We start from the raw sequence: 19701 nt of genomic DNA on the forward strand, positions 1-19701 counted from the left end.
CGCTCTCCGGCCGGCCCCATCCTGCGGCATGCTTTCATCGTAGCCGACCGGGCCGGCTTCGTTTGCGCTGTTCGTTGCCCCCGCGGCGAGTCCGGCGTGTGCCTTGTCGGTTGCCCTTAAACGCGCGAAGTCCATATTGTTCAGCTCTCTTGCTAGCGACGGTATTATGTCAAAGTTCGGCGGCCTCGAAGCGGAGCTTGGCCATTGGTATCTCCTATTTCGATGGAATGTCCGGATCGGCTTTGCGTTCCAAAGATCGCTTCGCATCCTTCTGTCCCAGAGAACCGAGCCAGCGTGCGGCTCTCGGTCTTGTCGAACCACCAACCATCACCTGCTAAAGCTGGGATTCGATCGGGAGATGCCTGACCAGGGCAGCCAGGATGCGGCGGAACAATGCTGCCTCGGGTTCGCGAGTATAGGTCTGCGGTCTGCCTTCATCGCTGCCATGCCAGCGCAGAACTTCGTTCTTCAGTTCGAGCCGGTAGCTCGCTTCCGGCGCTATCTCCGATTTGAACCGATGTCGCAGTTCCGCGACCAGCTTCTCGTCCTCAAAAAGCACGCCCATTTCCGAATTCAACGATACGGACCGCGGATCGAAGTTGAAGGATCCGACGAAACCGATGCGGTCGTCGACGCTGAACGCTTTGGTGTGCAGGCTGGCGCCTTTGGATCCAAATACGGAGATCTTGGGCTGCCGGCTAAAGGGCTGAAGCTCGAAAAGCTGCACGCCCTTTCTGAGCAAGCGCTTGCGATAGTTGGCATAGGCTCCGTGGACGGCGGCGACATCGGTCGCGGCCAAGGAGTTGGTCAAAACAGCGACTTGCACCCCGTCGTCGACGAGGTCGCCGAGGATTTTTGAACCCTTCTTACCGGGGATAAAATACGGGGACACAATTTGCACGCGCTTGCGCGCCGACTGGATGATTGGGAGCAACTCCTTCATCAGCCAACCGCGCGGTCTCCAGCCTCGGACCTTCTCCGGAGGGTCGGAGATCACCCGCACGCGCTCGACCCAATGCACGTCACTGCTCGCCGCTATGAACTCGGCGATGGAGCCCTTGTCTCCGATACCGCTCAAAAGCGTCGACTCGGTTTCCGCGTCGCTTCCCTCCAAATAGGGGACATGCGAGCCTGGCGCGGCTGCACCGAGTTCACCTATTAGCTTAGCATCCTGGCATACCCAGAAAGTCTGGAAGATTTGCCCGGTTTGCTGGACGGCGGGACCGAGGAGCAGCATGTCGAGGTCACGGAAATTCGTCTCCGCCGCGTCAAAATAGGCATCGCCGACATTGCGCCCACCGACGATGGCGATGTTGTCGTCTGCAATCCACGCCTTGTTGTGCATCCGCCTTGTCAATGCAAAAAGCCGCAAGAGGACTTCCGCGCCACGCATGATGCCGCGCGCTCTGATGCCGCTCGGGTTGAACAATCGGAGTTCGATGTTTGGATGGTTGCTGAGCGCCAAATAAGCGGCATCGCTCTTGCGCGGATTGATGTCGTCGAGCAGCATTCTGACGCGCACGCCCCGCTGGGCCGCCCGAACAACTTCCTGCAAAAGCAAGCGTCCCGTGTGGTCGTCGTGCCAGAGATAATACATGAGATCAAGAGTGCGAGCCGCGCCCCTTGCCGCCAAAACACGCGCGGCGAACGCATCGTAATTGTCTGAAATCAGCAGCAGCCCGCTCTTACCTGCTTTGATTTTATCGGCCGATGTTTGCGTAATCGAGACGTCCATGGATTGACCAGTTTGGGAGGAGAACGAGGCGCCGTTTCATTAGGCCAAGAACCCGCGAGCGCTGATCTGGTTGCATGAGGGTCTTGAGCCTGCTGAGAGCTCACGAATGGCTAGCCCGTATGATAATCAGGTGGCTCGCCCATTTCGTTGTGCTGCTTCTTGTTCAAGCATCGCAATCTTTTCGCGGATCTCCTCTGGCTCGGCATGCTCCAGGCCGACAACGTCGTTTCTGGTCTCCCTAAGCGAAACGACGATCTCATCGAGCTTGGCGTGGATGGCGGCGGTATCGCGATAGCCCTGTATCAGGACAACACCGGTGATCACAATGGCGGCCACCGAAAGGGCATAGGTGACCGCGTTGGTCATTCCGAATGGCACCAGCGCGGTGCACAATACCATTGCGACCATCATGACGTAGAAGCCTGGCGGACGGGAAAGGAAGTCGGCCGCCATAAAGAGGATGCGGTTCATGCTAGCGGCCCCATGACTGTGAAGCAGTGGCTCGATCCTGCGCCAAATGCCGCCGTGGATACAACCACACCATCATATCTTCGCCAGAGCGAACACGGCTATCAGCGCGGTGAGACCGACGCAAATGGGCACAGCCAGGAGGAAACCGACCTCTATGAGGCGAGTCTGTTTGCCGTTTAACATTCAATCACCCGTCGCTAGCTAAATTCAAGTTAATAAGGAGTTCGCTCGCCGCTAATGCAGCGAGCAGACCGCTACCAGCGCAGGAAGGGACATAACTGCGCGGATTTTGAACTGTGGGTTGTCCAGGTTCAGCCAAGGGATATTCCAATCACGAGCAGGAACATGGCCAATAGGAAAACTGGCGCCAGCAACCAGCGGGCTTGACCAACACTCCTGTCCATGAATTCGTTCCTCCGGTTCCGTGGCTGACAACTTCAGCCACAGGCGACCGTTCCAAGCTGCGCGGCCGATAAGACCATTGCGGAGTCTCGATCGGACTTTGGTCCAACCTCCCCCCCGACTGAAGTCCATCCAAGGGAACGATTGCATCCACGCCAAGTTGGCAGTTGGGCTTCGACCTCGTCGATCGGGGCCAATCTCACAAGGAGCACGACTATGAAATTGCATGTCTCTGCCGCAGCTGCGGCATTTCTTCTGCTCGCAGGCGTCGGCATCGCGACGGCCGAAGACATCATTATTCAGCCGGAGCAGGAAACGGTTATCCGTGAATATGTGAAGAAGCAGCCGCTTGCGTCGGTGAAGGTTCCCGGAGTGGAACTCAACATCGGCACGGCGCTGCCCGACACCGTCGAACTTCGCGAAGTTCCCAACGTCAAATATCGCTATGTCGTGATCGACAACCGGACGGTTCTGGTCGATCCGACCACCCACAAGATCGTCAAAGTTTACGACTGACCAGCCTTGCCAGCCAAAGCCCGTCGCCTCTCCCGGCGGCGGGTTTTCAACAGAAACGGAGATCGCAAATGCAAGATCTCGCAAAATCCGATGCCTTGGAAACGCGCGGTGAAAACCTCCGGACCAAGTTCGCAAACGCGAAAATTACCTGAGGCGACATGAAGGCCTTTCGAAAAGTCGCAACGGTGATGGCGGACTATCAAGGCCTCATCGACGGCGACGACCTGATCCCCACCTCTTTTCTCAATGACGATTAGTTCATTCCCGGCCATTGGCCTATGGTGAACCAGCCGCCCGCGTCTAAGGCGTCGGGTTGGAACAAGGAAACGCCATGACTTCGACGGCAGCGCTGATCTGGTATCTGGTAATCGCCGGCCCGCAGGGCGGCATGGCAGTGTTGCCAAGCACTTTCGACAAGCGCGAACAATGCACTGCCGCAATTCTCGAATACCAGAAGCAGCCAACACCGCCGGGCTGGACCCTGCAGTGCATCCCCAGCGCCTCCCCATTCACCAACAATGGATCCGCTGAATAGTGCGATGCAGAGCAATCGGCTCCTCTGACGCGACCTCGCCTCAGCTCTTAGCCTCGACATCGGCTCCCAGAAGCTTGATATGTTCGCTCGCGATTTTGAGCAGAGTTTCGGCGGTCTCCCGCGCTGTCCATCCCTGGGCCTTCGATCTCGGTTACCAAGGCTGCGAATGCCGTTTCCAAGGCGACTTCGCAGTTGACCATTCGATCCGGACTTGCCTCCGGCAATATGGGCGGTTGAATGGTCTGGGACATGCGCGATCTCTTCAATAAAAGGGAAAGCCCGCGCCTCTCGTGAAGAGCGCGGGCCGATCAAGGTGTCTCGCCCGATCTTCGGCAGGTGACGCGAGGGAGCATTGCCTGCCGCAATCACCAACCTTTGGAAGGCACTAATGTTCCAGACCAACCGATCGAAAGTGCGCTGACCCTCGAAGTGCACGATGATCCGCGAAACGCCTTTTCAGCGTCGAGGAACCGACGAGCTGGTGGCTTCGTAGGCAGTGATCGCGGTTTATCCCTCAGCCAAGGAACCGCGAATCCAACAAATTCACCGGGCAAGTTCCCAAAGGGCCAGCGCCCAAGCGGGTAATTTAATCGTTCGTGTACGTCAAAGTGAAATGACACGCTTGGCGAACTGTCCCATAGCTGGGCAGTCGGCGGCCAATTTGTGGGCTCCGCTGCTTGGGAGCGACGATCGCACTCTCGCCCGTAATGGAGGCGCCTGATGCTCGACCAACCAATTCGCTCACAAAACGAGGCGTTCTACCCGAACGACCTTAAGACCCTCAGGCTCGCCTTCGACGCACTTTGCGCTGAATTCTGCGTTCTTCCCGACACAGCTGATGCACAGGGGATTGCCGCCGAGCTGATAAGGCTATTCCAAACCGGCATGGCAAGTGGAGATATGCTGATGATGGCGGTGCGTGCCCGTTGGCAAAACGAATGGAAGATTGCTGGCTAGACCGCCCTAGCCGCCGCGAGCGCGCCCAAGAGGACCCCAAAGACAGCAGAATGGCCCGGATCTCTGTCCGACCCTCGCCGATCAAGTTGGGAACCTGGACCAGGCAGCGCCGCTCAGGAACGAACGCTGCATCATGCTCAACCTGCCGCAGGCTTCGAGGTTCGAGACAAGCAAAAAGCCCGCCACCGAGGCAAGGGCGGCAGGCCTATTGTGAAGCTATCCGACCAAGTCTCCGGCTCGGTTTGCCAGAGTGGGATCAATACGCTCCGTGTCCCACAATCACCTGCCTGTGTTCCATCGAAGCACGCTCGCTTTGCTATTGGCTGGCCTGACGAGCCGCCTCAGCCTCCTGTACATCCACCGTGTAGAGCAGTTCGCCCTGTTCGTCGGAGACCCGCACCAGCCAACCAGACAAATCATCTGTTCCGGGCTCCAGATCGACCAAGAGATCGACCGCACAGCGAATTGCTTCGGCGCGCGCGGCGTCAAAGCTCGGCATGCGGGACGGAGGAATCCTCCGACTGGTTTCGCCGTCGCGATAGTCGAAAACATATACATCGCCCGCCGCATCCCTAACCGACGTCACCGAAACTTCGTCAAAGTTGCCGTTGCTGGTGGCGTCGTAGTCGTTCGAGGCAAGACCAAAGGTGGCGGTTTGGACGAGGATAGCCTTCGCGCGGTCCAGCACGATTTCCTCGTTCCCCTCGATGTTGGCCATATCCACGGTAACGCATTCATTGCCCTGGCCACAAAACAGCACGCGCAATATCGCTTGACCGTTCGGTGCGGTGGCATTCAAGACTTGGGTACGAACGATTTCCATTGCAGGCTCCCGGCTTTTTCTGTTGGCAGAATGGTCCGGACGATGCCGGCCGCCAATCTCAACCTTGGTGCTCTGGCATATCTTCGAGCTGGGCCTTGGTCCAGGTGGTAACGGCATGAACATCACCCTCTTCATCACGCATGAAATCCAGTTGGTTGGCTGAAACCGCCACCGGCTTGGCGCCGATGCCGAGAAAGCCACCTACGTCAATGACAATCTGGCTGCCGTGCTGATGCGAAACGGTGCCGACCTTTTCGTTGTCAGCGCCATAGATGGTCGCGCCGTCAAGAATCTCTGGTGTCAGTTCACTGCTGGCAAGCCTTACATGATTGGTGTGGTCCATCGTTGCATCTCCTAATGGGTTGGGCGTGTCACCAATCTACGAGCAGGCTAAGGGTTCCCATTAGGGAAGGCCCTTCGCGGCAATCAGGCAGGCTCCAAGCTGCGGCGCACCGGTTGCCCAGTGCCATAACAGCAGCCAGATCCTCAATGACCTACCTCTTGCTTGCAGGATGAACGTAAGCGCTCATTTCCATGCGCGTTGACGCGGCCCGTTTGACCGGGGTCGTTGTCGGCCAGTTGCATCGGATCAAGTAGCGGCGGTTTTGGCGAAGTTGAATGGCAAGAGATCGGTGATGTCGGCATTGTCCGCGCGCTGCGGCAATTCCGTGAGGACGTGGCGCAAATAGGCCAAGGGCTCGATGCCGCATGCTCGGCATGTCAGCATGAGGCTGTAGACGACGGCACTGGCCCTGGCTCCGTCCACAGTGTCGCTGAACAGCCAACTCTTTCTTCCAGTGGCAAAAATCCTGATGTCGCGCTCAAGCAGGTTGTTGTCGATCGGCATCCTGCCGTCTTCGGTGTAGCGCGTCAGGTACTCCCACTGGTTCAGGGTGTAGGACACGGCGTCGCCGATCTTGCTGTCGGGCAGGACCTTCGGGGCTATGTCGTCGAGCCATGCCTTGAGAGCGTTCATGATGGGGACGCTGTGTTGCTGGCGGAAACGGCGGATGCATTGATGTCGCGTTTCGCCCTTGTCCGGCTTTTCGTTGCGCGTCTGGCTTTCAATCCGGTAGAGCTTTTCGAAGAACTTCAGCGCCTGCTCCGGCGGGCCGCCGCCTTTCTTTCTGGTCTTCAGTGCATCGACGAAGCGACGTCTGGAATGGGCCATGCACCCCAGATGGGTCGCTCCTGCCAGCGTGCGCCAGGCGGTATAGCCATCGCTCATCAGGATGCCGCGGTAATCACCGAGGAAGGCCTGCGGATAGATCTGGCCGCGGCCGGGCTGATAGTCGAGCAGCACGATCGGTTCGTCGCTGTCCTCTCCACTCCGATACGCCCACATGAAGGATGTGCTGGTGGCTTCCCTGTCCTTTTCCTTCAGGACCTGGACCGTCGTCTCGTCACCATGGATGAGCGGTTGTGACCGAAGCCGTAGCTTCAGGGCATCATAGATGCGGGAGAGATGCCTCTCGCTCGATCCGATCACCCAATGGCCCAGAGCGCCGCGGCTGACGGGAACGCCGGCACGCTCGAAGGCCTGGGCCAGACGGTAGAGCGGCGTGCCATCGACATATTTGTGGACGAGCGCAAAGGCCAGCGTCGAGGCCGTGGCGATGCTGCCCGGCAAGGGCTGCGCGGGCATCGGGGCAATGACAACAGGCGTATTGATGCCGGTCCGGTCGCAATGGCGGCATGCATACTTGAACCGCACATTCTGCAGGACCTTCGCCTTCACCTCGATATGGAGCTGCTCGGTGACGGCCTCACCCATGCGATGCATCTGGTGGCGGCAGCAAGGACAGGCCTTCTGACCGTCGGCAAGGTCATACTCGACGCGCTCGCGCGGCAGGTGTTCCGGCAGAGGCTTGCGGCCACGCTTCTTTCCCTCCGGCTTTTCGGTGGACGGAAAGCCGGTGTCCGGCAGGTCGACGACATTGCCATCTTCGCTGCCGGCGTCGTCTTCATCGGCAATCTGTTCGGCTTCATTGAAGAGGCGATCAACGTGCTTTTCGCTCTTCGGCGCAAAACGATGCAGCCGCGCTAGCGCCAACTCTTCCTCGAGCTTGGCCACGCGTTCTGCGAGCTGGCGGTTCTGCGCCTGCAGCGCAGCAATGCGCGCCATCAACTCCTCAACAGTCGGTTCGCCAGGTCGATTCATCGTAGTTTTGAATCTGAACCGCACCGACGCGTCAACCGCACAATTCGGGAGCCGTCAGCCCGCAACCTGATATTGCCGCACCGGATGGCGCACCATTGCGTCGATGTCGATGCCGTCGAGAATCCAATGGAGCTGCTCGGTCGTCAGCGTAACCACCGCCGTCTCCCGGCGCGGCCACCGGAACTTGTCCTCGGTCAGCCGCTTTAGAACCAGCACGAAGCCGGACCGGTCAAAGAACAAGAGTTTCATCCGGTCGCGACGGCGATTGCAAAGGCAAAGACCGCAGGCGCAAACGGGTCGAGCTCCATCACCTCCTGAACCAGGACCGCAAGGCTGTTGATGCCGGCGCGGAAGTCGATCGGTTCGCGATGCAGGTAGACTGTCAGGTCAGCGCCCAGTCTGAACATGACCCAGTGCTCCGATGATCGCCGTCAATGCATCCACATCACCGCATTCCAGCGTCAACTTCACGCCGTTCGGCAAAGACGCGCTCACCTTGGCTGGGAGTGGCGACGACTTCGACAGCCGCTCTTCACCACGCGTGGCAGGCCTCTCTACCGAATTGCCCTGCATAGGCAGGCTGTACTCCGCGGCGCTGACTTGAACTGGAATGAACGCCGACGGCGCAGGTGGCGGCAAAGCAACGGCGTCTTTGGTCGTCTTTATCCACTTCCTAAGAAGGTTGGCATTGATCCCATGTTCAAGCGCAAGTCCCGATACCGACACGCCAGGCTCAAGGCAGGCCGCAACGAGCCGCTCTTTTGACGCCGCGTCGTACCGCCGGCGGCCGTTACGCAAAATTCGCCTCACCAGCAGTTTCTGTTCATCGTCCTCAATCACGTGGTGTCCACCTCCAAAGTGGACACTTCATGCCAAAACACGCTCAATGGAAAAAGGTGCAGAGAAATTCGCGCTTTCGGATGAACACCAGCAAAGGTTCCGATGAGTTCACTTCCCCCGTAATCCCAGACTTGAACAACGTCATCAGCGTTGCGGCGTGTGCCTCGCGCTCCTTGGCCGAGGCATCGGCAGGCAGGGGTGCTCGCTGAGGGCGCCAGAGCAACGGAACGTCGCCTAGTTTGAGAATGCCCGCATTGCTCATTGGATACTCGAAGATCACTCGCTCCTGTCCTGGCCCGGCACCTAAACGTCCCAGCAAGGCGTCGGTCGCCTAACCACATCAAATATCCGCCGCTTGCTTTTTTTCTTTGCGGCGGAACCAGTGGACAATCGTGAAGTTGCTTCTGCGCCTTGATTTGAGAAGGCCAAACAAACCAGGAGATAGCCAGATGGCGACGACAAAACCGGCCGCGACCAAGGGTCTAGGCGAACTGTTCCGAGATACGCTCAAGGACATCTATTTCGCCGAGAAAAAATCCTCTCGACATTGCCGCAAATGGCCAAGGCCGCGCAGAGCCCCGAGCTGAAGGCGGCGTTCGAAAAGCACCACGGCGAGACACAGGAGCATGTGGCTAGGCTCGAAGAAATCTTCGAGGTTCTCGGTATGAAGCCCCAGGCCAAGACCTGCGCCGCCATTATGGGTATCACCGAGGAAGGCGCTGAGATCATGAAGGAGTACAGGGGCAGCCCTCCCTTGGATGCTGGTCTCTTAGCCGCCGCGCAGGCAGTCGAGCACTATGAGATTTCGCGCTACGGCACCCTGCGCACCTGGGCGTCGGAACTCGGATTGACTGCGGCGGTCCAGTTGTTGGACCTCACGCTCGCCGAAGAGAAGAAGACAGACGTCGCCCTTACCGAGCTCGCGGAGTCGGCGGTCAACGTCGCCGCAGAAGCGGCGTAGCAAGGTTTATTGCCTTTGGATGAGCCTTGGTTGCCAAGGCTCATCCACACAATCAGCGCATCGGCATCTCAGCGGCGCAACAGGAGTATGACATGGGCTTTTTCGGCAAGTTGTTCTCAGGCCTGGATCGCAAGCCGCCAGCCGACAAAAAAACGAGTGGAGACATGCGCAAGGCAACCGGCGCCGGCCCGGCGATCGCGGCTCATTCCAAAGACGCAAAGACGTCGGCAGCGACCGGTCAAAATCCAGCGGCGGCCAAGAAGAAATCAGCGAACTGATAGCCGATGTTGCACGCGACTTATCACAGGCTGCATGTGTTGCGGCTGACGGCTCGTTGGGTTAGCGGGAACAGCTATGCCGTTGACGGCGTTGAGAGGACTCGGGCCCGGGCATAGGAGGCGAATTGGTGGAAGCGCTCGGCGGCAACCCAACACCAACGGGTCAAGAGAAGGAATGCACTGGCGCACACGCTGGAGTCGTGGTCGACACAGTGAGGTTGAACGAGTGACTTCGAAAGCCAGACGAAGCCCGCAGCCAACCGGCAAAGAGGCCTCGTTGATCGATGGAGAAGCGGCCAGTCGCGCGGCATCCACTACGGAAGAGAGTAAGGCCGCTCTGCGGTCGGAGGGCGGGGACCGCGGCCGCGACGCGGCTTGGCCGTCGCAAATACCAGCGCTTGGATGGAAAGATATTTTCTGGCGCTTGTGGGAGGAATTCAACAAGGACCGGGTTCTGCTCGTCGCCGCCGGTGCCACTTTCTACCTGCTGCTGGCACTGTTCCCGGCTTTGGCGGCTTTCATTTCAATTTATGGATTTGTCGCGGATCCGATCACGGTTGCCGACCATGTCGCTTATCTCGGCGGATTGCTTCCATCAGGCGGGCTGGACCTCATTCGCGATCAGTTGCAAGCTTTGGCCAAGCAGAAACCAGGGGCGCTCGGCATAGGTTTTTTCGTCGGGCTTGGTATCGCACTTTGGAGTTCCAACAGCGGTATGAAGGCACTGTTTGATGCCATGAACATCGCCTATGAGGAACGCGAAAAACGTAGCTTCATCACGCTCAACCTCATGTCGATCCTGTTCACGGTTGGAGCGCTGCTGATTGGCATCGTGCTGTTGCTAACGGTGGGCGTCGTTCCAGCACTTTTGGGCTATTTCTATCTTGATGCGTGGACGGAAACCCTTGTCGCGGTATCTCGGTGGCCGATCCTTGTCGGTGCGATGTTGACCGGAATTTCCTTGCTTTATCGCTTCGGACCGAGCCGCGAGCGAGCCAAGTGGCGCTGGCTGAGTTGGGGCGCGTTGATTGCGACGGTGGCATGGATCGCAGCGTCGTGGCTGTTCTCGTTCTATCTGCAGCATTTTGCCAACTATAACGCCACCTACGGCTCGCTCGGCGCCGTTGTCGGCTTGATGATGTGGACATGGATTTCCGTCATCATCCTTATCGCTGGAGCCGCCATCAATGCCGAGATGGAGCATCAGACAGCCGTCGACTCGACCACGGGCCCGCCCCTGCCCATGGGCAAGCGTGGCGCGGTGGTGGCTGACACGTTAGGCAAGACCGCAAACTGAGGCTCCAAATGAACGTCGCACCGTGAACGACGACTTCATGATTAGGACATGTCAGGACGTTCGGCCTGGACCCGCCAATTTTCTGATTTGCTACCGCCTCCACCATAAGGACGAAGAGGCTGTGAACCTCTTCGTCAATCTCACGGGATGAAATGCCTTCCACCAATGCGTCCTCAATCGCCCTGTCGGCGAGATCAGTGATCAAGGAAGGTGGGAGGAGGGTGAGCTGGAACGTTCTCGTTTATACATTTGTGTAGAAAGGCGAGGCCACGTCTGCTCATGAAATGACTAATTTCACTCCGCGAAATAGGAAATAGGTTCCCTTTGAGCCATTGTAGAGACCGGACGGACGGAATTTGCCGTGGCCCGAACTGAGATGACCTAGGCCGTTCCTTCGACAGGATGATGTTCAATAACCACCGATCACGGGCAGGATCTCGCCGGTGATGTAACTTGAGCATTGTGGCGACGCCAAGAAGACATAAGCAGGCGCGATCTCCTCGGGCTGCGCAGGTCGTTTCATCGGAGTCTTTGCGCCGAACTTCGAAACATCGCTCGCTTGCTTTTCGGATGGGTTGAGCGGTGTCCAGACCGGGCCTGGCGCGACGGCGTTCACGCGGATTCCCCTGTCGATTAGATTGCCCGACAGCGCCCTTGTGAAAGCGTGGATGCCGCCCTTGGTCATCGAGTAATCAACCAATTCCTTCGATCCGTCTATCCCAGTGATCGATCCAGTATTGACGATCGCGGATCCCGGCTTCATGTGCGTCACAGCTTCCTGGGCCATATGGAAATAGCCGTACAGGTTTGTCTTCAGCGTAGTGTCGAAATGCTCTTCGGTCAGGTCGGCGAAGTCGCTTGAATGTACCTGGAAGGCGGCATTGTTAACGAGCACGTCCAACCCACCCAGCTGCTTGATGGTAGCGGTCACTGCCTTTCGGCAGAAGCCACGATCGGCGACATCGCCGCGGAGAATGATGCAGCGGCGGCCCTCGCTTTGCACCGCTTGTTTCGTCACCTCGGCATCGCCATCCTCCGATAGATAAGCAATGGCAACATCGGCGCCTTCGCGGGCGAACAAAACAGCGACTGCCCGGCCAATACCGGAATCGCCGCCAGTGATCAGCGCCACCTTGCTTTCGAGCTTACCAGAGCCACGCCAAAACGGGGCGTCATAGAGCGGAGCCGGCTTGATATCGCTTTCGTTCCCGGGCTTGGGATGATGCTGCTTGGGAAATGGAGGTGCCGGATATCTTCGCGCACCTGCTTGCATGGCGCCAGTCGGCTTCGATTTAGGTTTGGCCCGGTCGTCCGAGTCGACTTGTCGCTGTATGCGTTGCTGCTTTTCTTTTGCGTTGGACGTGTTGGTCTTGGTTGCGGCGGGCATCGATGTCTCCTGTGTTGTCAGAGACAACGCGCGTTTGTGGAAAAGGTTGATCGCCGCCGCGACAGCATGGAAATCCGCGTTGCATCAACGTTCTTGTTGGGTTCGTCCCTTCCGCCAAATCGGCGGCAGGAGGAACGATTTGAAAGGAAACTCGTTGGCTCTGAACCGAAACGGGATGAACGATATGGTCGCGCCGCGTGCTGTCTGGAAAGGTTTTTTGAAGGTTGGCTCGGTTACCTGCGGCGTCAAGATTGTTGGCGCCACCAGCGAAGCCTCGAAGATTCACTTCAAGATTTTGAACCGCAAGGACGGCCTGCCTGTCAAAAGCGTCTACGCCGACGAGAAGACAGGGAAGCCGGTCGAAACGGAAGACCAGGTCAAGGGTTTCGAGGTGGAGAAGGATGAGTTCCTCCAGATCGAGCCCGACGACATCAAGGCGCTCAAGCTCACCTCGGATCACACATTGGAGGTGGGTGAGTTTGTGGCGATCAGCGAGATCGACACCCGCTATCTAGAGAAGCCCTACTACCTCATTCCAGCCGACGGCGCGGCCGTCGAGGCATACGGCGTGATCCGCGATGCCATGAAGAACAAGGGCGTCGCAGCACGGTCCTGCATCGTGCTCTACCAGCGCGGCCGTGAAGTTGTTATCGAGCCATACGGCAAGGGCATGGTGATGACCGAACTTCGAAACCACAACGAGATGGTCTCCGAGGACAGTATCTTCGATGGCATGACCAAGGCGAAATACGATCCCGAATTGCTTGAGATCGCCGGCATGCTCATCGACAAAAAGGTGACCACTTTCGATCCCTCGAAATTCGAAGACACCTACGAAGATGCGCTGATTGCCATGATCGACGCGAAGCGCAGAGGCAAGGCGCCCCCAAAGGCGGCGCCCAAGCCGCAGGAGAACGTCATCAACCTGGCCGAGGTGCTCAAGAAGAGCCTCACGCAGGAAGGATTAGCGACGCCTAAGACGAGCACTCCGAAGCGCAAGAGCGCTTAGTGCAAACCCGCAAAGAGTCGATCAAGGAGCCGTTTGTGACCCAATTGACTGTCGAGCAATGTCGGGCGGCGCGGGCTCTGGTGGACTGGTCACAAGCCAGGCTCGGCGCCAAAGCGCAAGTCAGTGAGGGAACCGTTCGGGACTTCGAGAAGAGTAAGCGCGTTCCGGCCGGCGACATGCTGGTTGCGATGCGATCCGCGCTTGAACTGGCGGGGGTTGCCTTTCTAAGTGATGGTGAGACGATCCATGGCGGACCAGGCGTTCGGCTCAAGACGTCAACGGCGCCGCGCACGCCCATCCAGGATGGCGAAGCGGGAATTATTCAAAACAGCGAAATGTAAGCCGCCGCTCGGACCGAGCCATCGCTGCCGTTACCTTTGATCGTTGTAGGGCTCTTTCGTTTGTCCAACCATCTTCGCGAATTCCGAAAACGGTAGAGAATTGTTCGCGATCTGCAGAAGACGGATTGGAAAGCAGATGGCGTCGCGATTGGCCGGCGGCATGTCTTCGTAGGTGCGCTCGTCGCCGGTGAAATTGGCTTGGGACTTCCGCAACGCGATATCGATGTCGTCGACTGAAAGCAGGCCTTTGTGGACCAGCAAATTGTTGATCGACTCGACCGCCATCATCAGACCTTCAAGCTGAAGATTGGCGACGTTCATGGCCTGGAACTCTTTACCTGGTCGGATGGGTTCTGCCCGTCTGACTGGTGAGTCTTGTCGTCCACCTCATTGACGGGGCGCGTCAGTCCAACGCCATTCTTGGGCTTCTTGTTTCCGGCCGCGTCCTGAGTGAACGCATCCGAAGGGTCGGCGCCGGTCTTTGCCGGATATTTTGTCGCCCCAGTTTCGCGATGGTTTTCGTTGTCAGACATGTCTTGGTCCTCCGTGTGATCAACGATAACCGCACCCGGCAGCGCTAGTTCCGCTCCAGATGGAACATTCCCTACGGCCGGTTGTCGGCCAGCAAAGGAGACACGGAAATGGCCGAGATCAAGAATCTCGGCGCCACTATCAGTGTGATGAAATTTGGTCGTTCGTCGGCGCGAAGGCGAAGAATGTTTCGGCCATGAAGCAGCCGGCGCTGGCGACGTGTGGACTTGGACCGCGCTCGACAGCGACAGCAAGCTTATCATTTCCTGGCTCGTCGGCGGTCGCGACGGCGAATATGCGCTGGCCTTCATGGATGACCTGAAGGAACGTCTTGCCAGCCGCGTCCAGCTTAAGACGGACGGCCATCGCGACTATTTCAATGCGGTCGAGGAAGCCTTTGGAGCGGACATCGACTATGCGATGCTCATCAAGGAGTACGGCGAGCCGGAAGGCAAGAAGACGTCTCCAGAGCGCCGCTATAGCCCCGCCGTCTGCACTGGCGCGACCAAGACGCGGATTGAAGGCAATCCCGATCCTATGCATGTCAGCACATCGCATATAGAGCGCGCCAATCTCACCATGCGTATGGCAAACCGCCGCTTCACGGGCCTCACCAATGCGTTCTCGAAGAAGTTCGAAAACAACGTCCACATGGTCGCGATTTATACCGTTTGGTACAATTTCATCAAAAATGCACAAGACGTTGAAGATGACGCCCGCAATAGCGGCTGGCGTGTCGCAGACGCTTTGGTCGATGGAAGACCTTTGCGAGAAGATGGATACCGTTGCGCCTAAGCCGGGCAAGCGTGGCACCTACAAGAAGCGAGTAACAATCTAGTCGGACTTCTGATGTTTGTCCTGCGACCTCAGTCGAGCGGATTAGCTCTCACTAATGTGCTATAGGCAGACGTGAGGGGACTAATTCCATGGGCCAGCCAAAACGGCGTATTGCCTTGATCTTTCTTGTCTTGGCGAGCGATGCCAACGCCCATGGCTGGTATTCGGGCAAGACTGATCCTGTTCTTAATCTCAAATGTTGCAGCGATCACGATTGCCACCCAATCGATTCCAGCGATGTCCGATCGACTAGACAGGGCTATTACGTTAAGCAACCTCAGCCTTATTCTAGGAATGACCCACCTACGGGCGAGTGGTTCATTCCTTGGGACCGTGTACAGACAGCGCCGGATGACCGGTATCACATCTGCGAAAATCTCTACCCGACGCTTCGCGTTGGCAGATATCGCATGAGATGGACGTGCTTCTTCGCGCCGCGAGCCACAGGTTCAATTTCAAACTGAGACACTACCCCGAGAGCCGCATGCTATAGACGCGCCATCGATTGAGCCTGAAATACCAGCCCTACCTCAGCAAACGGATAGTTGACTGCAGCCAGGGGTGTCCTGTCCCGTCAACCATCCAGGTCGACAGCGGTCGATGAGCGACGGGCCGTGGCCCATCACACACGGCCACGCATGCACTTGAGGCCCCGTCCCCACCCTCTACTGTCGAATTTTGCCATTTGACCGAGGACATGATGGGCAACGCGACAGCAAGCAATCTGTTTGGACGCGCCAGACGTAGGGCCATCGCCTTGACGCAGCAGAAAAGCGTCACGGGGACCGATGGCGAGGCGTCGTTCGGGTTGTGGTTCGCCAACATGCTTGGCGCGGAGACGGTGTTTTCTCGGCTCTATCAACCAGTGATGTAGCATAAACACCGCTGCGGCACCGTCGGCGGCGATTGCCTTCACGTTTTCAATATTTGCGCGAAGGTGCACTGTTTGGGGGCTTTGTCAGGGCGCCACCGCAAGAACTTGCTACCGTGTCGGAAGCGATCGCCGGTGACATGGTCGAACCGGACTTCCACCACCAGTTCGGGCTTCAATGGCTCCCACTCCCCGCTCCTCTCGGTGCTCCAACGGCTCGGTCCTCCCGGCGCTTTGCCGGTAAAGCCCGGAGGCGCGCGCAAAGCTTCGAGTTGTCGGGTAAGCTCTGATCGATCCTCCTGCGCGATCGTTGACGTAAATCCCACATGGTCGAGCTTGCCCTGGTCGTTGTAGAGCCCAAGCAATAGCGATCCGACCTCGCGCGCGTTCGCCAAGTAGCGAAAGCCACCGACCACACAATCGGCTGTGCGCAGCCGCTTGACCTTGACCATGGCGCGCTCGCCGGGCCGATATTCGTCGTCGACAAGCTTGGCGATAACGCCGTCTGTTGAACCGTGACCGGATTCGCAAAGCCATTCCGTTGCCGTTGCCAAATCCCGAGTACAACGCGACAATTCGAGATCGGCATGTCCCGCCGACTTAACGAACGCATCCAACGCCTCGCGCCGCGCAGACAGCGGTTGACGCATCAGGCTGGCATCCGGACTTGCCAGCATATCGAACAGGATCAGCTTGGCCGGTGTTTTGACAGACAGTTTCCAGATCCTGCTTTCCGCGGGATGCAATCGCATCTGCAGCGCATCGAAAGAAAGCGAGCCGTCAATGTCGATGACGATCTCGCCATCGACCACGAATTCTTCGGCCTTCAGGTCACGCAACATCGAGACGACTTCCGGAAAATAGCGGCCGAGCGGCTTGCCTGATTTCGCCCGCAGGTCCACTTCATCGCCGGCTTTGAAGGCGAGGCAACGGAACCCGTCCCACTTAGGTTCGTACTGCCATTGGCTAGCGCTACCAGGCAGTCTTTCAGCAGCCTTGGCCTCCATCGGCTCCGTGTCCAATGGGACGGCAAAGGACGGTTTTTCAACTTTCGATGTCATGCCGCGAGCTTCGCTGAACCAAGCCGTTTGATAGCACTGCTGAGCGACCTCTCACCGTCGTCGTAGTCGGCCCAGGCGACGGTCTTCTTCAGCAGGCTCGGCACGGTTCGGACCGTGTATTTTTTCGGGTCGAGATCCGCCCTCACCTGACCCCAGGTCAGCGGCATGGAGACAGTCGCTCCTTCCCGGGCACGGGATGAGAGGGGTGCTACGGCCGTCGCCATGCGATCATTGCGGAGGTAGTCGAGGAATATCCGGGAAGTCCGCAGCTTCTTGGCCATGTTGACTAGGTAGAGGTCCGGACGGTCCGCCGCCATCTGCATGCAGACAGCCTTGGCAAAGGCCTTTGCCTCGGGCCACGTCGTTTTGCTGCGTTGACCGGCCAGCGGCGTTACAACGTGCAGGCCCTTGCCACCCGTGGTCTTGCAGAAGCTCACCAGGCCCAAATCTTCAAGACGGTCGCGCATTTCCTTGCCCGCTGCGACCACCTCGGGAAAGGAGACTTCCGGGCCAGGGTCGAGGTCGAAGACAAGTCGCCCGGGTATCTCGGGGTTGCCCGGCTGGCAATTCCAGGGATGCAACTCCAGACCGCCGATCTGGGCGATCGCAGCCAGGCCCTCGACGCGGTCGATCTGCAGATAAGGCTTATGGTCGCCGAAGACTTTCACCAGTTCCAGCAGATTGGACGTGCCTGGCATTGCGTGGCGCTGGAAGAATTGCTCGCCGGCGTACCCGTCGGGCGCGCGCACCAGGGAACAGGGGCGACCTTTGAGATGGTTGATCATCCACGGGCCAACGGCCTCGAAATATTCCGCCAGGTCGAGCTTGGTGACCGGCTGGCCACCATCTCCGGCATTCGGCCATAGCGGCTTGTCCGGTTTCGAGATGATGACGCCCATAACGACCGGGCTTTTTCCAGTCCTGCCAGTTGTTTTGGCAGGGTCGGCAATCTGCGTCTCCCGAGGGTCTGCTGGCCGCTCGGCCTCAACCTCTTTCGCCGGCTTGTCTTCGCGGAGGCCTTTGAAGGCGGCCTGCCTGATATTCCCGCCGCCGGTCCAGCCGGCGAACTCGATTTCCGCGACCAGCTGCGGCTTGGTCCAAAAGACGGTCGCATCCTTTTTCGGTGCGCCATCACCGGTAAACGGCGACTTGGCCGCCTGCATTTCCTTCAGCCGCGGCAGCAGTTGCTTGATCCTGGCCTCGCTGTAGCCAGTTCCGACACGGCCGATGTAAGCGAAGTGCTCACCGCGATTGATACCGACCAGCAACGACCGGAACTTGCCGGTGGTGGTCGACCAGCCACCGATGACAACCTCATGCCCGGCGCGACATTTCGATTTCGCCCAGGTATCGGTTCTGCCCGAGACATAGATTGCATCAGCTTTTTTGGAGATAATGCCTTCGAGCTCAAGTCGGCAGGCAGACCGCAGCACGGCGTCGCCGCCGTTGGTGAAGTGCTCAACATAGCGGATGAGATTCTCACCGCGCTCGGCCTCACCGAGCATTTCGCTCAGCCGTTCCTTACGCTCCGAGAGTGGGAGCTTTCGTAGGTCGACCCCTTCGGCGAACAGCATATCGAAGGCAAAGAAGATCAGATCCTTTGTCCGGCGCTCCGACAGTGCGGCCTGCAAGGCGGCAAAGTCCGGCGCGCCATTTTCGCCGAGGGCCACGATCTCGCCATCGACGATGACGTTGGGAAGACTCACCGCCGCTTTTGCGATGGCGCCAAACTTCTCTGTCCAGTCGAGGCCCTTTCGGGTCCTCAGCGTCGCGGCGCCTTCTTCGACGCGTAATTGGACGCGGTAGCCATCGAACTTTATCTCATGCACCCAATTTGTTCCCGCCGGCGGTCGGGAAAGGGTCTGGCAGAGCTGGGGCGGGATGAAATCTGGCATCGTCAACGCCACGTTACGACCGGTACGTTTTGGACGCGGCGATGGTTCTGCTGACGGCTTCGGCGAAGCCTTTGACGACTTTGCGCGCTCGTCGGCAGCATGCCCGCGATTGCTGTCCCACACAGCGTCCGCATCGGCCACCGATGACCCCTGCATCATGAACGGCTTCGGTCCGGCTCCTTTACCCGCGGCAATCTTATCCATGCTCCGGCCCGAGGCGACGGAGCGGTCCTGTGCCAGCGCCGCGTCGCCATTGCCATCAGTCGCGTATTTGTCGCGGTGCTTAATCAGCAGCCAGTTGGTGCGCTTCCCGCCATTGCGGTCATGCTTCATGCGCACCAGGACAAAACTTCCGTGCAGGCGCTTGCCGTCGAGCGTGAACTTCAGATCGCCCTTCTCCAAGGCTTGTTGGGGAGACATGGATCCTTCTGGCTCCCAGTAACCGCGATCCCACAGCTGCACGGTGCCGCCACCATATTGTCCCTTGGGAATCGTCCCTTCGAAGTCGCCATAGTCCAGCGGATGGTCTTCAACCTCGACCGCCAGGCGCTTGTCCTGCGGATCCAGCGACGGACCTTTGGTGACGGCCCACGATTTGAAAACGCCATCGAGTTCAAGGCGCAGATCATAATGAAGCCGCGTGGCATCGTGTTTCTGGATCACAAACCGAAGCCGGTTCGATTTCTCGATCGAGCGCTCGCCACTGGGCTCTTTCGTCTTCGTGAAATCCCGTTTGGCCAGATAGGTGGAAAGCTCGCCCTTTGTCATGGAAATGCCCCGGTTAATGACGCAA

General features: G+C 58.4%; 21 protein-coding genes and 3 pseudogenes. 10 read left to right on the forward strand and 14 right to left on the reverse strand.

What is annotated here, in order from left to right:
* Window positions 1-334: 334 nt before the first annotated feature.
* A complete protein-coding gene (locus HB778_RS32015; protein WP_183459717.1) occupies window positions 335-1735 on the reverse strand; it encodes a phospholipase D family protein in 1401 nt (466 codons plus the stop codon).
* Between the two features lie 126 nt (window positions 1736-1861).
* The gene (locus HB778_RS32020) at window positions 1862-2206 is read right to left on the reverse strand and encodes a low affinity iron permease family protein (RefSeq protein WP_183459719.1); all 345 of its coding nucleotides are present in this window, start codon (window positions 2204-2206) and stop codon (window positions 1862-1864) included.
* Between the two features lie 618 nt (window positions 2207-2824).
* On the opposite strand from HB778_RS32020, the gene HB778_RS32025 reads away from it, so the two are divergent.
* The 3 genes from HB778_RS32025 to HB778_RS32035 all read left to right on the forward strand — a co-directional run bounded on the left by HB778_RS32025 (window position 2825) and on the right by HB778_RS32035 (window position 4616).
* Window positions 2825-3124, forward strand: a complete 300-nt coding sequence (locus HB778_RS32025; RefSeq protein WP_095198555.1) for a DUF1236 domain-containing protein — start codon at window positions 2825-2827, stop codon at window positions 3122-3124.
* A gap of 331 nt (window positions 3125-3455) precedes the next feature.
* Complete coding sequence (locus tag HB778_RS32030; protein WP_095198556.1) at window positions 3456-3659, forward strand: hypothetical protein; 204 nt, start codon at window positions 3456-3458, stop codon at window positions 3657-3659.
* Between the two features lie 720 nt (window positions 3660-4379).
* Window positions 4380-4616, forward strand: coding sequence for a hypothetical protein (locus HB778_RS32035; protein WP_183459721.1), 237 nt, complete (start codon window positions 4380-4382; stop codon window positions 4614-4616).
* A gap of 316 nt (window positions 4617-4932) precedes the next feature.
* Here HB778_RS32035 and HB778_RS32040 read toward each other — a convergent pair whose 3' ends face one another.
* The 6 genes and pseudogenes from HB778_RS32040 to HB778_RS32070 all read right to left on the reverse strand — a co-directional run bounded on the left by HB778_RS32040 (window position 4933) and on the right by HB778_RS32070 (window position 8720).
* On the reverse strand, window positions 4933-5439 hold the full coding sequence (locus HB778_RS32040; protein WP_095198559.1) for a DUF6894 family protein: 507 nt from the start codon (window positions 5437-5439) through the stop codon (window positions 4933-4935).
* Between the two features lie 58 nt (window positions 5440-5497).
* Window positions 5498-5782, reverse strand: coding sequence for a PRC-barrel domain containing protein (locus HB778_RS32045; RefSeq protein ID WP_183459723.1), 285 nt, complete (start codon window positions 5780-5782; stop codon window positions 5498-5500).
* 246 nt (window positions 5783-6028) lie between these two features.
* Window positions 6029-7600: an IS66 family transposase gene (tnpC, locus tag HB778_RS32050; RefSeq protein ID WP_183454979.1), complete on the reverse strand. Its 1572-nt coding sequence runs from the start codon at window positions 7598-7600 to the stop codon at window positions 6029-6031.
* A 54-nt stretch (window positions 7601-7654) separates the two neighbouring features.
* Window positions 7655-8007, reverse strand: a pseudogene (gene tnpB, locus HB778_RS43550) (IS66 family insertion sequence element accessory protein TnpB).
* Window positions 7988-8437 (reverse strand): IS66-like element accessory protein TnpA, encoded by a 450-nt coding sequence (gene tnpA / locus HB778_RS32065; protein ID WP_183455045.1) that lies wholly within the window; start codon window positions 8435-8437, stop codon window positions 7988-7990. Before tnpA ends, tnpB begins: the two are co-directional and overlap by 20 nt.
* A 46-nt stretch (window positions 8438-8483) precedes the next feature.
* A complete protein-coding gene (locus HB778_RS32070) occupies window positions 8484-8720 on the reverse strand; it encodes a hypothetical protein (RefSeq protein ID WP_183459729.1) in 237 nt (78 codons plus the stop codon).
* Window positions 8721-8889: 169 nt separating this feature from the next.
* On the opposite strand from HB778_RS32070, the pseudogene HB778_RS32075 reads away from it, so the two are divergent.
* The 3 genes and pseudogenes from HB778_RS32075 to HB778_RS32085 all read left to right on the forward strand — a co-directional run bounded on the left by HB778_RS32075 (window position 8890) and on the right by HB778_RS32085 (window position 10976).
* A pseudogene (locus HB778_RS32075) lies at window positions 8890-9401 on the forward strand (ferritin-like domain-containing protein).
* A gap of 26 nt (window positions 9402-9427) precedes the next feature.
* On the forward strand, window positions 9428-9679 hold the full coding sequence (locus HB778_RS32080) for a hypothetical protein (RefSeq protein WP_244571076.1): 252 nt from the start codon (window positions 9428-9430) through the stop codon (window positions 9677-9679).
* Between the two features lie 226 nt (window positions 9680-9905).
* A complete protein-coding gene (locus HB778_RS32085; protein ID WP_183459731.1) occupies window positions 9906-10976 on the forward strand; it encodes a YihY/virulence factor BrkB family protein in 1071 nt (356 codons plus the stop codon).
* Between the two features lie 409 nt (window positions 10977-11385).
* On the opposite strand, the gene HB778_RS32095 is transcribed toward HB778_RS32085, so the two are convergent.
* A complete protein-coding gene (locus HB778_RS32095; RefSeq protein ID WP_183459735.1) occupies window positions 11386-12363 on the reverse strand; it encodes an SDR family oxidoreductase in 978 nt (325 codons plus the stop codon).
* A gap of 184 nt (window positions 12364-12547) precedes the next feature.
* On the opposite strand from HB778_RS32095, the gene HB778_RS32100 reads away from it, so the two are divergent.
* Entirely contained in the window at window positions 12548-13372 is an 825-nt protein-coding gene (locus HB778_RS32100; protein ID WP_183465300.1) for a Ku protein, read from the forward strand.
* Window positions 13372-13713 carry a helix-turn-helix domain-containing protein gene (locus tag HB778_RS32105; protein WP_348524647.1) on the forward strand — a complete coding sequence of 114 codons (342 nt, stop codon included), beginning with the start codon at window positions 13372-13374 and terminating at the stop codon, window positions 13711-13713. The genes HB778_RS32100 and HB778_RS32105 overlap by 1 nt, the downstream gene beginning before the upstream one ends.
* A 30-nt stretch (window positions 13714-13743) precedes the next feature.
* Here HB778_RS32105 and HB778_RS32110 read toward each other — a convergent pair whose 3' ends face one another.
* Together HB778_RS32110 and HB778_RS32115 are read right to left on the reverse strand one after the other, a co-directional pair.
* Entirely contained in the window at window positions 13744-14034 is a 291-nt protein-coding gene (locus tag HB778_RS32110) for a hypothetical protein (protein WP_183459737.1), read from the reverse strand.
* Window positions 14031-14246 (reverse strand): hypothetical protein, encoded by a 216-nt coding sequence (locus HB778_RS32115; protein WP_183459739.1) that lies wholly within the window; start codon window positions 14244-14246, stop codon window positions 14031-14033. The genes HB778_RS32110 and HB778_RS32115 overlap by 4 nt, the downstream gene beginning before the upstream one ends.
* A gap of 125 nt (window positions 14247-14371) precedes the next feature.
* Between HB778_RS32115 and HB778_RS32120 the strand changes: the two are divergent.
* Window positions 14372-15082: pseudogene (locus HB778_RS32120) on the forward strand (IS1 family transposase); the annotation flags it as partial.
* A 28-nt stretch (window positions 15083-15110) separates the two neighbouring features.
* Here HB778_RS32120 and HB778_RS32125 read toward each other — a convergent pair.
* The gene (locus HB778_RS32125; protein ID WP_183459742.1) at window positions 15111-15302 is read right to left on the reverse strand and encodes a hypothetical protein; all 192 of its coding nucleotides are present in this window, start codon (window positions 15300-15302) and stop codon (window positions 15111-15113) included.
* Window positions 15303-15766: 464 nt separating this feature from the next.
* Here HB778_RS32125 and HB778_RS32130 point away from each other — a divergent pair, with 464 nt between their 5' ends.
* Window positions 15767-15955, forward strand: coding sequence for a hypothetical protein (locus HB778_RS32130; protein ID WP_183459744.1), 189 nt, complete (start codon window positions 15767-15769; stop codon window positions 15953-15955).
* A gap of 38 nt (window positions 15956-15993) precedes the next feature.
* Here HB778_RS32130 and HB778_RS32135 read toward each other — a convergent pair whose 3' ends face one another.
* Both HB778_RS32135 and ligD read right to left on the reverse strand, forming a co-directional pair.
* Complete coding sequence (locus HB778_RS32135) at window positions 15994-17013, reverse strand: ATP-dependent DNA ligase (protein WP_183459746.1); 1020 nt, start codon at window positions 17011-17013, stop codon at window positions 15994-15996.
* Window positions 17010-19676, reverse strand: coding sequence for a DNA ligase D (gene ligD, locus HB778_RS32140; RefSeq protein WP_183459748.1), 2667 nt, complete (start codon window positions 19674-19676; stop codon window positions 17010-17012). Before ligD ends, HB778_RS32135 begins: the two co-directional genes overlap by 4 nt.
* Window positions 19677-19701 lie beyond the last annotated feature (25 nt).

Origin of the sequence: Mesorhizobium huakuii (assembly GCF_014189455.1) — a bacterium.
Classification (GTDB): Bacteria; Pseudomonadota; Alphaproteobacteria; order Rhizobiales; family Rhizobiaceae; genus Mesorhizobium; species Mesorhizobium huakuii_A.